Annotated in this window: 16 protein-coding genes; 14 read left to right on the top strand and 2 right to left on the bottom strand. The window is 40.8% G+C overall.

Going from position 1 to position 13,320, the window contains the following annotated elements; translation table 11 throughout:
- Window positions 1–220: 220 nt before the first annotated feature.
- Together rplM and rpsI are read left to right on the top strand one after the other, a co-directional pair.
- On the top strand, window positions 221–649 hold the full coding sequence (gene rplM / locus F896_RS16500) for a 50S ribosomal protein L13 (RefSeq protein WP_004802631.1): 429 nt from the start codon (window positions 221–223) through the stop codon (window positions 647–649).
- A 12-nt stretch (window positions 650–661) separates the two neighbouring features.
- On the top strand, window positions 662–1,048 hold the full coding sequence (gene rpsI, locus F896_RS16505) for a 30S ribosomal protein S9 (protein WP_004640839.1): 387 nt from the start codon (window positions 662–664) through the stop codon (window positions 1,046–1,048).
- Between the two features lie 63 nt (window positions 1,049–1,111).
- Here rpsI and F896_RS16510 read toward each other — a convergent pair whose 3' ends face one another.
- Window positions 1,112–1,510: a putative periplasmic lipoprotein gene (locus tag F896_RS16510; protein ID WP_016162559.1), complete on the bottom strand. Its 399-nt coding sequence runs from the start codon at window positions 1,508–1,510 to the stop codon at window positions 1,112–1,114.
- Between the two features lie 126 nt (window positions 1,511–1,636).
- On the opposite strand from F896_RS16510, the gene F896_RS16515 reads away from it, so the two are divergent.
- The 12 genes from F896_RS16515 (at window position 1,637) to F896_RS16570 (ending at window position 11,317) form a co-directional block, all read left to right on the top strand.
- The gene (locus F896_RS16515; protein WP_016162558.1) at window positions 1,637–2,296 is read left to right on the top strand and encodes a glutathione S-transferase N-terminal domain-containing protein; all 660 of its coding nucleotides are present in this window, start codon (window positions 1,637–1,639) and stop codon (window positions 2,294–2,296) included.
- 14 nt (window positions 2,297–2,310) lie between these two features.
- The gene (locus tag F896_RS16520; RefSeq protein WP_016162557.1) at window positions 2,311–2,736 is read left to right on the top strand and encodes a ClpXP protease specificity-enhancing factor; all 426 of its coding nucleotides are present in this window, start codon (window positions 2,311–2,313) and stop codon (window positions 2,734–2,736) included.
- 15 nt (window positions 2,737–2,751) lie between these two features.
- Window positions 2,752–3,414 carry a hypothetical protein gene (locus F896_RS16525; protein WP_016162556.1) on the top strand — a complete coding sequence of 221 codons (663 nt, stop codon included), beginning with the start codon at window positions 2,752–2,754 and terminating at the stop codon, window positions 3,412–3,414.
- Window positions 3,415–3,801: 387 nt separating this feature from the next.
- Window positions 3,802–4,161: a roadblock/LC7 domain-containing protein gene (locus tag F896_RS16530; RefSeq protein ID WP_005214502.1), complete on the top strand. Its 360-nt coding sequence runs from the start codon at window positions 3,802–3,804 to the stop codon at window positions 4,159–4,161.
- Between the two features lie 154 nt (window positions 4,162–4,315).
- The gene (locus F896_RS16535; RefSeq protein WP_016162555.1) at window positions 4,316–5,284 is read left to right on the top strand and encodes a hypothetical protein; all 969 of its coding nucleotides are present in this window, start codon (window positions 4,316–4,318) and stop codon (window positions 5,282–5,284) included.
- 8 nt (window positions 5,285–5,292) lie between these two features.
- On the top strand, window positions 5,293–5,835 hold the full coding sequence (locus tag F896_RS16540; protein WP_004802616.1) for a GTP-binding protein: 543 nt from the start codon (window positions 5,293–5,295) through the stop codon (window positions 5,833–5,835).
- Between the two features lie 22 nt (window positions 5,836–5,857).
- Window positions 5,858–6,277: a roadblock/LC7 domain-containing protein gene (locus tag F896_RS16545; protein WP_004652554.1), complete on the top strand. Its 420-nt coding sequence runs from the start codon at window positions 5,858–5,860 to the stop codon at window positions 6,275–6,277.
- A 360-nt stretch (window positions 6,278–6,637) separates the two neighbouring features.
- The gene (locus tag F896_RS16550) at window positions 6,638–7,981 is read left to right on the top strand and encodes a sphingomyelin phosphodiesterase (protein ID WP_016162554.1); all 1,344 of its coding nucleotides are present in this window, start codon (window positions 6,638–6,640) and stop codon (window positions 7,979–7,981) included.
- Between the two features lie 12 nt (window positions 7,982–7,993).
- Window positions 7,994–8,923, top strand: a complete 930-nt coding sequence (locus F896_RS16555) for a lipase secretion chaperone (protein ID WP_016162553.1) — start codon at window positions 7,994–7,996, stop codon at window positions 8,921–8,923.
- Between the two features lie 190 nt (window positions 8,924–9,113).
- Window positions 9,114–9,893: an AraC family transcriptional regulator gene (locus F896_RS16560; RefSeq protein WP_016162552.1), complete on the top strand. Its 780-nt coding sequence runs from the start codon at window positions 9,114–9,116 to the stop codon at window positions 9,891–9,893.
- A 74-nt stretch (window positions 9,894–9,967) separates the two neighbouring features.
- The gene (locus F896_RS16565; RefSeq protein ID WP_016162551.1) at window positions 9,968–10,813 is read left to right on the top strand and encodes a sterol desaturase family protein; all 846 of its coding nucleotides are present in this window, start codon (window positions 9,968–9,970) and stop codon (window positions 10,811–10,813) included.
- Window positions 10,814–10,843: 30 nt separating this feature from the next.
- Window positions 10,844–11,317 carry a hypothetical protein gene (locus F896_RS16570; RefSeq protein ID WP_016162550.1) on the top strand — a complete coding sequence of 158 codons (474 nt, stop codon included), beginning with the start codon at window positions 10,844–10,846 and terminating at the stop codon, window positions 11,315–11,317.
- A 33-nt stretch (window positions 11,318–11,350) separates the two neighbouring features.
- On the opposite strand, the gene F896_RS16575 is transcribed toward F896_RS16570, so the two are convergent.
- Entirely contained in the window at window positions 11,351–13,309 is a 1,959-nt protein-coding gene (locus F896_RS16575) for an acetyl/propionyl/methylcrotonyl-CoA carboxylase subunit alpha (RefSeq protein ID WP_016162549.1), read from the bottom strand.
- Window positions 13,310–13,320 lie beyond the last annotated feature (11 nt).

Raw genomic sequence — 13,320 nt, 5'->3', positions numbered from 1 at the left:
TTGGAATAAAAATGATAGGGTAAATCCAGCCCCCTCACAAGACAAATAATGTGCTATTTCATGCAGTGTGTGTTAATTCCCAAACCAGTCACATTGCAGCAAATTCTGGCATTTCGGGCTAATTTTTCTTGTGCACTTTTATAAACTCATGTAGAATTCGGTCTCCTTTTGTTTGGACAGATTTCACCGTCCAAACCAACTATAATAGGTAGTGGTTTAAATGAAAACTCTCAGCGCTAAGCCAGCTGAAGTTCAACACGACTGGTATGTTGTTGATGCTTCTGGCAAAACTTTAGGTCGCCTTGCGACTGAAATCGCTCGTCGTTTACGCGGTAAGCACAAAACTTCTTATACTCCTCACGTTGACACAGGCGACTACATCGTTGTGATCAATGCTGAACACGTTCAAGTGACTGGTAAAAAAGCGCTTGATAAGAAATATTATCGCCATACTGGTTTCCCTGGTGGTATCCGTGAGACTAACTTCGAGAAGTTAATTGCTCACAAACCTGAAGCAGTTTTAGAAAAAGCTGTTAAAGGTATGTTACCAAAAGGTCCTCTTGGTTATGCAATGATCAAAAAAATGAAAGTGTACGCTGGTACTGAGCATCCTCATACTGCTCAACAGCCACAAGTTTTGGACATCTAAGGGATACAGCACATGGCTACTAATTATGGTACAGGTCGCCGTAAGACCGCAACTGCACGTGTTTTCTTATCAGCTGGTACAGGTAAACTCGTAATTAACAACCGTACACTTGAGCAATATTTCGGTCGTGAAACTGCTCGTATGGTTGTGCGTCAGCCTTTAGAGCTTTTAGAAGTTACTGAAAAATTTGACCTTTACATCACTGTTAAAGGTGGTGGTATTGGTGGTCAAGCAGGCGCTATCCGTCACGGTATTACTCGTGCATTGATCGCTGCTGACGAAACTTTAAAACCTGCTCTTCGTCAAGCTGGTTTCGTTACTCGTGATGCTCGTGAAGTTGAACGTAAGAAACTTGGTTTACGTAAAGCTCGTAAACGTCCTCAATTCTCTAAACGTTAATCGTTTTACGAATTGGACAAAAAACCTCGGAATTTTCCGAGGTTTTTTATTGCCTGATTTTGGTTATTTCTTTTTAGAACAATCCATCATCGCATCACCAGTACCATCGGCAGAAGCAAACTCAGTGATCTTACAGCCATTTTCTTGATAGGTTCGAGTAGTTTTCGAAAATTGATGATCTTTAGGAATCGGTGCATTACAAGGTTGGCCCGTTTTTTCATGAACCATCTGAATTGGACCATCATTATAAATAGTGACCTGGCAACCTTTGACCACATACTGTTTTTTGATCCCACCATATTGTTGCCCACTCTCATCATCAGCCGCATCAGCAATAACAGCATCGGCAGCGGCCCCACTCTCTACTGATGAGACATTGCCCTGCTCAGATCCTGTAGGTGAGCTAGCGCAGCCAGCCAGTAACAACGCTCCACACAAAACAATCAGGTAATCTCGCTTCATTCTATTTTCTCTCTTTGAACTTATTGAATCATAAATCTATTCTGTAACAAGCATATTGTTCAGCTTTAAGTGATTTCCAACGTTAATTTTAGTATTCTAAACAGTCAACCATAATTTTTTGGACTTATGTCTTTAGAAAATCCCCCAACCCCTGTCCAAGGCATTACGCTTTATAGTCATGCAGATGATTTCCGCTCACACTGGATTCGTTTTTTACTTGCTGAAAAACAAATCAAATACCAACTGATTATTACTGATCATGAGGATGAGGATTTAGCTGATCTCAATCCCTACAACCAACTTCCCATGTTGATTGAGCAAAACCTAAAGCTATTTTCAGCCAATGTGATTGCTGAATATTTAGATGATCGCTATCGTCAAAATAAACTCTATGCTGATGCACCAATGGCGCGTGCCGAGCAACGTCAATATATCTGGCGCTTTGAACAAGATTGGTTCAAGCTTGCCGATCATATGCTAAGACATACTGATACGATAGACCCGCAGCAAAAGCAAAAAGCGCAGAAGGAACTTCGGGACACCCTAATTTCTCTCACACCTCTGTTTCAGCATTTTCCATTTTTTATGTCGGAAACTTTTTCAATTTTAGATTGTATGCTCGCTCCAATCTTCCTGAGGCTAAAAAGTATGGGGATTGAACTACCTGCACAGCACTGTCGACCTATATTCTTGTATTGCCATCGTATCTTTAGCCGACCATCGTTCATTAAATCAATGACAGCTCAAGAAAAAAACAGCTACAATGAATTGATTTCTACGATTTAATAAGTTTTTCAATTATGTCTGAGCAAATAACTTTTACACCTACACGCCCATATCTTGCTCGTGCCATTTATGAATGGATTTGCGATAACCAACTGACACCATATTTATTGGTTGATGCGACGCAACCCCATACTGATGTTCCCTTACAATTTGTGAAGGATGGTCAAATTGTCTTAAATCTTGCGCCACACGCGATTCATCAGCTGCATATGAGCAATGAAGCGATTACCTTCTCCGCTCGCTTCGGTGGTGTTGCAAAAGAAATTTATGTGCCCATTCGTGCTGTATTAGGTATTTACGCAAGAGAAAATGGTCAAGGCTTGTTTTTTGATGCTTCTGAATATGCAGAAATCGATGACTCGACAGCGGCATCAATCGATGAAACAAAGCAAGAAGCTGAACCAACGAAAAAGAAACCTTCACTAAGAATTTTAGATTAAGCGAGGATCGTCACGATGGCATTTGATTTAGTTCAATATTTTTCTGAACAAATAAAAATTCAAAAACCACAACTTTTTGATCAATATTCTCTTAAAGAAAAACAAACATATATTGATGAAGTAAACGTGTTGGCCCTTGGACAATTGATTAGTCTATGGAAACAGAATCCACAGAAACTCTATCAAGAAGTCCATACTGCCGATCCACTTTACATTCAAGAGGTTGCTCGCCATCTCACCACCTCGGCTCATAATCAATCAGCACTTAAAGCAACTGAATTGGAAAAAAGCCTGTCAGATGTACTGGCCTTACAATTAACTGAGTTGAAACAGCTTGATCAAACTGGCAGCTTTGGGCAAACAGGACTAACAGAACTTTTATTGGGTCAGATTGAGCATCTATCTGGACAAGCAGAAGACTGGGTTTGGTCAACCAATCAACTCACAGAATTACTCGGCTCAAAGCCGGTTATTCAGCAAGAAGTATCGCTTGAAGCGACTATGCAAGAATTCAATCAAATGGTTCATCAAGCACAACCCGTTGCACATGATGATGAGCCTACGATCGAAGTCAAAACTCCAGAAACGCCAACATGGGCCTATATTGTTTCGCCTTTCGTGGCATTGGTCATTCTGATCTTTTTGTATTGTTCATATTGCCAATTGGTTTCCTTTTAATCTCATGATTTAAATGATAAAGAAAGTACGATTGCTTTCTTTATCATAGACTTATTATTCATTTAATTTTATTTAAAAAATTAATGTATCTATATTAATTAAAAACAATTTACATTTATTTACAATCAAAGCAAGTATTTAAAACTCATTATTAATGTGAATAAAATCACACTAAGAATAAAATACAATCCTCAATTAGTATTTTTATTTGTTTGTTTGACAAAAATTGTCAATTATTAGCAAATCAGTCAATTCAATTATTTTAAAGTATGATTGATTTAATAAAAGAGTTTCCTATAATGAGATTAACTACTTTTGAAAACTAATCAAAAACAGAAGTGGCGAATATAACTTCATAAACAAAGATGTATTAGTAGAGATAAAATCATGGCTAAAATTTCATTAGAAAGCTTAACAAATATTGATGGGTTCGTTGCAGCAGCATTAGTAGATACAGAGAGTGGTTTGGCGCTAGCAACTCAAGGTGGGGGTGCAATCGACTTAGAACTGGCAGCTGCGGGTAATACCGAAGTTATTCGAGCAAAACGCCGTGTAGCTAACTCACTAAAACTGAACGATGACATCGAAGATATTCTGATCACACTTGGCAAGGCATATCACTTAATCCGTCCATTAGAAAGCAATGGCAACTTATTCCTTTATCTCGTATTAGACCGTAGCAAATCAAACCTTGCGATGGCTCGCCACGAATTGAAAACATTTGAAAAAGAATTAGACTTTGCTTAATTCTAAATTTCAAAATACTTAATATATTAGATTTCTTGTATATTTATTATTTTCATTATAAGAAAATATAAATATGCAAGAAGTCTATTATTAGTCTTTAGTACTAGACTAATTCTGTGCAGTCCAATATTTTATAAAATATTAAAGTGATACTATGAATGGACATTGCATTAATATCGCAATTTCAGGTATAAGTTTAAAAGTTTCAGATGAGTTAAAAATAGAGCTTAGAAAAACAATACCTCATGAATTTGGCATTAACTGGATCAACATTGCCGATCCTAATATCGACTTATTATTAATAAATGAAAATTTTTTTGAAACCGAAGGTATTCAACGTATTTTAGAACAAAAACAACTTCCCTGCTTAAAAGTTTCAAAAGGAGAAGGCTCACAACATATAGAAGAACACAATACGCTTTACTTGCCTTTTCAGCATACTGATGCATTAAAAAACTGGATTCATCTTCGCCTTTTAAGCTATATCACCCATCAACAGGCGCAACAACCGAAGATCGAATCGACCTCTACACATAATGCCATCAATGAAAAGTATTTAACTGATATGTTAAATCCTGAAAATGCCCGTCTACATTTGTTTGATGACCACGGTACGTTGGCCATTATTGATACACGTAGTCAAATTGCATGGTTAGAACCAACGCGTACCCACACGCAAACCAATCAAAGCTTTAAATATGAGTTCGCAACGACATCAAACTTCACCAAAGTCTCACGCAAAGTTGAATATAACCTGCAAGATTGGTTATGGAACCTGTTTTGGCATTCACTCGAATTTCAGCGTTTAGCGCCAAATGAAAATGAATACTACAAAATTGAATATTGGCCGCAGCCAGCTCAAGGCACTGACCGTAAAACCACTTTATTGCTTTCTGCTTGCTTTATACAAGGAGCCCAACTCTATCAAGTTGCAACACAATTAAAACTTCCTATTCAAACGGTTCAACAATTTATCGCTGCCTGCATTATTTCTGACAATGGCGGCATTATCCCTGCTTCAGAAAGTCATTACTTACGAATAGAAACCACTGAACAAACAATTGAACAACAAGGCTTTTTAAATAAATTTTTCGGCAAGATCAGACGCCGCTTTGGGCTTTAAGGATTGATATGATTCTCCAACAATATAAAATTGTATTTGCAGGCAGCATGGGTGCAGGTAAAACCGAAGCAATCAAATCGCTTTCAGAAATTCCTGTTCTCGCGACCGAAGCATTCAATACAGATAGTCAGGCCCATAATAAAATGCAAACTACGGTGGGTATTGATTATGGTGAGATTACTTTAGATGACGGTGTAAAAGTAGGCTTATATGGCACCCCAGGCCAATCACGCTTTGATTTTATTTGGCCTGTGATTTGCCAAGGTGCCTTGGGCGTTATTTTATTGGTTGACCACAACAGTAAAGTACCGATCGAAGAACTTGAGGGTTATTTGGATACCTTTAAGGACTATACCCAAAATATTTCAATCGGCATCACCCACGTGGATGAAAACAAGGGGCAACCGACCACGATCTATCGTGAGTGGTTAATTCAAAATGACTACCAATATCCCTTATTTTTTATTGACGCCCGTAAACAAGAACATATCTTGCTGATGATTGAATCTCTCATTGCAGCATTAGAAGTCAATTTAAAAGCAACAAACTAATTACTTTATAAAGAGAAGAATTATGTTCAGTATTCCTAGTCAGCAACGTACAGCGCCAAAAGAGCTGATTCAGTTTGCTAAAGCGCAGGCCAACGATATTTTAACCAATATCCGAGGTGTCGATTATATTATGCTCTGCTCTACCGATGGCTTTGAGCTCGCCTCCATTTACAAGAAGAACCCTTATAACAGCACCAAACTGGCGGCTGTCAGTAGTTCAATCTTGGCAATGGTCACCGCTTTTCTCAATGAAATCCAGCTGACAGGCTGTCAAAGTATTACCTTGGATGCTGAAAACGGCAAAGCGATTCTGACCTCAATCCCTGCCCCTCATCATCCTATGGTCATGGTGACTTTAAGTAATAAAGATGTCTTGTTAGGACAACTGCTCTATAGTTTGAAACAAACCAGCAGTGCAATCGTCGACGCTGACCAAGCTTAATCCTTTTCTCATCAAAAAATCTGACAGGCATAACCAGCTTGTCAGATTTTGTTCATTTATAGCCCCTATAATAAATAGATTACTTTTCAATTTTCATTTTTGAAGCATACACCTTCCTATATTTCACTAAATAATCATCCTAATCTGTTAAATAATTCCTAAATTAGTCAGAAGTATGAAATAAAATATTGTTTTTTAAAACATCAGATGAATGGTCACAAATTTAAATGATTTAGCAATATTTTTTCATTATTATAATTTTCGAACAAATAACAATCATAAAATTTTCACAAATGAATAATTTTAACAACATAGGATTGTATTTGTTCAGACATTATTAAGCACTATGGAGAGATAAAGATGAAGCTGAAGAGCTTAAAACTCGGCGCAGGGGTCGCGCTCTTAATCGGTGGTTTTTCTACCCAACAGACCTTGGCTGATTCCTACGTGTTCGTGACCAATACCACGCCACAAACCGTATCAATACAAGTCAATCAAACTGGGGCAAGCTTACAGCAAGGCAATGAATGGGCGCAGGAAGCGACCCAACTTGCACCCTACGAGACCAAACGTGTGTTACGCATGAACCGCTATACCGGGATCAAATCAGGTAAGACCTATAACTTTGATACCGTGATCAGCAGTGGTAATTCACAAGTGACCCTCAAACAAACCATGACGGGAACTTGGTCGGGTAGTAATATTCAACATGGTATTCAAACGGCGACCACAACATCACCGTGGTATTCAGATCGTGATGTACACCGTATTAGCACAACCTACGCCGGTTTATCTGCGCAGGCAGCGGTGAAAGCTGAGTACACGGGGGGCTATGATGATTTCCACTACACCATTCATCAAAACACGGTTCAAGAGCCTGTTTCAGCTAGTGCCGATGAGCTCAAAGTACTGACTTATAATATTTATGCCCTGCCGATGGTGGCGAGTAAAATCAGCGAACGCTTGGCCGAATTACCAAATCATTTAAACGGCTACGATGTGATTATGATGCAAGAAGCCTTTGCTTCATCACGTACAGGTATGTTGAATCAACTGGCACAGCAATATCCGTATCAAACCCATATTCCAGTCGGTTCTGGCTATAACTTATTTGATAGTGGTCTGGTCATTGTGAGCCGTTATCCAATCGTCAAAACAGCACAATTGATTTATCCAGATTGTACAGGAACTGATTGTTTCGCGGATAAAGGCGTGTTGTATGCGGAAATCATTAAGAATGGTAAGGCTTACCATGTGACCTCTACGCATACAGCCTCTTTTGATACCGATGCAGCACGCGCATTGCGTCAAGTCCAGTTCAAACAAATTCGTCAATTGGTGAATCAGCAGAATGTTCCAAGTTTTGATGCTGTACTTATGGGCGGTGATTTTAATGTGAACAAATTGTTATGGCCGCAAGATTATCAAGACATGTTGACCAATCTGAATGCGACAGCTGCACCAAGCACAGGTTATACCGCTTCGACCTTTGACCCACGCGTGAATAAATTGGCTGGAGCAGCAGGTTCAGGCGGTGCAACAGTGGAATATCTGGACTATGTGGTGGCTTCAAATAACCATCGTCAGCCGACTCAGTCGCGTAACGATGTGCGCATCTTACGTACGACAGCAGACCCATTATATATGACTTGGGATCTTTCCGATCATTTCCCTGTGATGGGGCAATTTAATTACGGCCCATAAACGGAATTCGGTATGAATAAAAGACTATTGCTGACAATGCTTATTGTTGTCGTGGTCTTGGTTGGGATTGTTGTCTGGAAGAGCACCGCCTCTTCCGCGGCAATTCAGAACACCAAATCCACCTCATCATCTCAAGATTCATCCTTACAGGTGAGTGATGAAAACATGCCCAATAAAACCAAGGATGAAGTTTTTCAAGACTCTCTTTTGAAACAATTAAAAACGCTACAGCAGCAACCAGGCAATATCACCGAATTTCTCAATGACTTCAAAGCCAACTGCCCTGTATCCGACTGTAATGCAGCTTTAGCAAAAGCTTTAGCTAATTATCCAGATCAAAACTTTGCACATTTGGTGGAAAATCTATTAAAACGTATGCCGCAATATGAACAACGCATGCAAAGCATCGTGTTATCAACCTCTTTATCGCCAAAAGAACGCTTTGATGCAGTGTGGAAGCTGAGAGAACAAACCTTGGGACAGGCTGAAGCGATGCTTGGTTTTGGACAAGAACGCGGCTATGCAGATTATCGTTTTGCCTATCAGGATTTGGCGCAGAATCAGAAACTCAGTGCTGAACAACGTTTAAAAGCATTTGAGCAGCTACAAAAACAGTATCCAGATGCAACTCAACAAGAAAATAAAATGGGCCTTTATGAACAAGCACTCGGTTTAATTAATCAAGGTCAGTACAGCCCTGCTGAAACACAGCGTTTAAAACAGATGTTACAACAACGCTATTTGACTGAGCAGCAACGCCAAGACGTACAGCAGCGTGAACAACGTGAAGTTCAACAGCAGCAGCAAGTCGATCAATATCAACAAGCTGTGCAGCAGCTGCAACAAGAGATGGAGCCTTTAAAAAATCAACTATCAAATGAAGAATGGCAAAAGCAATATCAAAGTCGTTTAGAAAGTTTACGTTTGAAAATGTTCTCTTGATACTTGCCCATATAGGCGCCTTGAGCTTTTTAGCAGCCTTTGATAAAAAATCAGCCGACCATTTAGATAAACAATGCGTCGGCTTTAAACCAGAGTGAGACTTTTAAAAGCCCCTCCATTCGCTCATTTGACAAACCACATGCATTCCCGCTAAATAAGCCATTCAATCACTTCAAGATCATGATGTGGCATGCACAGCTTAAAAAATGATAATGCTGGTTGGAGTGGTCAAGCAGCAATTGCTTTGGGGATTGGCGCTTTTCTTGGACAATCAGGAAATAATCACCCTCACCACCACTATGCGCATCAAATCACCATGTCCTTGAATACAGATCAACCCGTGCAAGTGATTACTGATGGCCAACATTATCAAGCACCGACTTTACTCATTCCTGCCAAGCTAAAGCATCAACTTATAACAGGCGATTATCTGTCAATCTATATTGATACCCATCATGCACTCACCACCCGATTCAATCTAGATCTTCATAGACCAACACAGGTATATGAGGTATCCACAGATCTACAACAACAATTACGACAAAGCTTTTGCCTAAAGACACCCCTCAATCAAGGCTTGGCCCATTTCTTACAAGCCGCACAACTGAACAACGATACTTCCGATTGCAATACCCAGAAGATTGAATACATTCTGGAGCTGCTTTATCAGGGAGTCTTGCAATCCAAACTTCCTGATCGTCAATATTTAGCACAAGTTGCAGGTTTATCTGAAAGTCGTTTTTCGCACTGGTTCCGTGAACAAACGGGACTGCCTTTGCGCAGTTACCGCAAATGGTTACGTCTCATCTGTGGATTAACTCAACTGCAAAAAGGACGTGCATTAACAGATACTGCTCATCAAGCTGATTTTGCTGATCAGGCGCATTTCACACGAACCTGTATCGAATTACTAGGGGTGCGGCCATCTGAACTCAGCCAGATGCAGGGGCAAATTTTCTTTATCGAATAAATAGCTGTTTTGTTCAATTCAGTCCTGTAATCGCACAGGCATAGTGACTGTTCATTCTTTTGGAACAACACATTATGCCGAAGTTAATTCAGTACCTCATTCGCTATACCAGTTATCCCCTGATTATGGGGCTAAGTCTGGTTCTCTTATTCCCGATTGCAACTGGCACACTTGCTTATTGGCCTTATGTGCCCTTAATCGCAGCCATTGCGATTGGACTGGTTGCCCTGCTTGAACAGATTCAGCCCTATGAGCAAACGTGGTTAAACGATCACGAAGATACAGGTGTTGATATTCTGCATGCCAGCTTTAGTATCATCATGATTTTTATTACCGCTGAATGCATTACTATATTTCGGCAGCTGATTCATATTCCGAGCTTTTGGCCAACCGCTCTACCGATCTGGCTACAATTACTCATTGTCGGTCTAATCATCGATTTTGGCTTATGGTTGATGCATTGGCTAAGCCATAAAAAACGATTTTTATGGAAATTGCATGCCCTTCATCATAGTTCTGAGCGGTTATATTGGCTGAATGGTGAACGTCGCCATCCATTAAGTGCTGTTCTGCTCGCTGCACCTGGCATTATCTGTGTAACACTCATGGGAGCACCAGCCAATCTAATTGGTACATGGATGGGATTAACTGCAATTCATTTGGCTTTTCAGCATGCGAATCTCGATTATTCTTTAGGTGCTTTTAGGCATTTGCTCGGGGTTGCTGAAGTCCATCGTTGGCATCATAAACATGGTTTTGGTCGTAAAAACTTTGGTGAATTCTGGATGATCTGGGATCATCTGTTTGGGACGTATTACCATGAAAGCAAACCCGTGGAAGCTGGGCAAGTCGGGTTAAAGACTGCGCTACCGAAGACTTATCTCAAACAAATACTGTGGCCATTCGTTAGAAAAAATTAATAAAGACGCATAAATTTAAGGAAATCAGTTATGCATTACCCACAATATCAACACGACCTCAACACCGCACTTGAATCAGAAATACTGGGTGAGCTGATCTTTTTAAATGCAGCCAAACATGCAGGCTCAATCGAACAACAGCAAAAATGGAAAACGCTAGCTAAACTGGAAACCCAAACCCTACACAAGTTACAACAGTTCTTAATCCAACAAGGTCAAACGGCAACGATTCGTTTGCATGTTAAGTTACAGGCCAAAGTATCAGGAATTGCGATGGCCAAACTGCCGTGGAAACTGGCCATGCGTTTACTTAAACAAGGTACGCAACCCTTTATGCTAACTTTTGAACGGATGCAGCAACACGCAGATGCCAACACACAAGACTTTCTCCAGTATTTATTGGCGCATGAACAAGCTTTGGCTGAATTTGCAACACAAGAATTACAAGGGAATTCACAGCATTCTTTAGATGCTGTCCTTCACCTATTAAAAAGCGAAGACTAAGACCTCGCTTTTTGCTCTCTTCTAATGTTGTCTTCAAGTCGTGCTGAGGTTTAATAGCAATTGACGTTTTTTCACCTGTTGCCCGACTTGACCAATCAATTCATCCACCACACCATCGACATCAGATTTGATTTGCTGCTGAATCTTCATGGCTTCAAGCACCAATAAGGTTTGTCCTTTTGTCACCGAATCTCCAACATTGACCAGCAGATTCACAATCGCACCATCCATTGGTGCACGGATTTTGCCATCCCCCACCACTTCTGCCGCCTCTGGGGCTGCATAAGTAATATTTTCAAGCACGCTATTGCCATTAGCTGCATCTAAATACAGCTGATTTTGATCAAAGACATAGGCGAGCTTACGTCGAACGCCTTCATAGCTATAAACAACCTGTACATCAGTGATGCTTATAATTTTTATTGTCGCTTGTTGGTCGCATAACGCAACTTTGACCTGCTGCTGATCATTCTGCACATGCAGCAATATCTGCTGGTCGGCATATTTCAATTTCAGTGGAAACGGCATAGCAACACCCGTTTGCCAAGCCACTTGCTGCTGATTTTGCTGGCTAAACAGTGCGGCTGCGACGGCCAAGGTTTCAAGTGTCAAAGTTTGTTGATGCAGGCTGACATCTTCTTGGAAGTGTTGCTGAATAAATGCGGTGTTGGTGTCCCCAGCCACAATAATCGGATGACGCAATAAATTGACAAGGAACTGCTTATTGCTATTCACACCAAGCAATACACAATCATCTACCGCTTTGGCAAGCAGACGAATCGCATCCTGACGGGTCTTGCCATAGGCAATCACTTTAGCCACCATTGGATCATAAAAAGGACTGATTTCACCGTGTTCTAGCATGCCATGATCAATACGAACATTCGGTAAACTGCCATCAGCACCCGCTGCTTGCCAACGCAGTACTTTGCCAGTTTGTGGCAGAAAATCCTGACGTGGATCTTCTGCATATAAACGAACTTCGATCGCATGCCCGTTTAAGGTCAACTCATGTTGTTGTAAAGGCAGGGTTTCGCCATTGGCAACACGCAATTGCCATTCCACCAAATCCAATCCTGTGACCATTTCAGTGACTGGATGTTCGACTTGTAAACGTGTATTCATTTCCAAGAAATAGAATTCACCCGATTGATCAAGCAGAAACTCAACCGTGCCTGCCCCAACATAATCACACGCCTGTGCTGCCGCAACAGCAGCCTCACCCATTTTCTGACGTAGTTCAGGTGTCATCACTGGACATGGTGCTTCTTCAACCACCTTTTGATGACGGCGTTGAATCGAACAGTCCCGTTCAAATAAATATACGTAATTACCATGTGTATCACCAAACACCTGAATTTCGACATGGCGTGGGGCAATCACCGCTTTTTCTAAGATCAACTCACCCGAACCAAAGGCATTCTCTGCTTCCGAACGTGCGGTTTTTAAGGCTTCCAATACATCAGCAGCGTGTTGAACCAGACGCATGCCTCGCCCACCACCGCCTGCCGAGGCTTTGACCATTAAAGGATAGCCAATCTTCTCAGCTTGTTGTGCTAGATAATCAAGGTCTTGCTGATCGCCTTCATAACCAGGCACACAAGGTACCCCAGCTTGGATCATGGCAATTTTAGAAAGACGCTTACTGCCCATCAACTCGATGGCAGCAGCCGTCGGCCCAATAAAAGTAATGCCATGATCAAGACAAGCTTGAGCAAAGTCGGTATTTTCAGACAAGAAACCATAACCTGGATGGACCGCATCAGCTCCAGTCTTCTGACAGGCTGCAATAATATTGGCAATGGATAAATAGGATTCTGAAACTTTAGATGCACCGATATAAACCGCTTCATCAGCAAGCTGTACATGACGGGCATTGGCATCTGCATCTGAATACACCGCAACCGTTTGATAACCCATTGCTTTGGCTGTTTGCATCACGCGAACAGCGATTTCACCACGGTTTGCCACTAAGACTTTTGAAAAACTCATTGTTTCATCTC

The organism is Acinetobacter genomosp. 15BJ (assembly GCF_000400715.1).
Classification (GTDB): domain Bacteria; phylum Pseudomonadota; class Gammaproteobacteria; order Pseudomonadales; family Moraxellaceae; genus Acinetobacter.
This window is presented reverse-complemented; position numbering and strand designations above follow the sequence as displayed.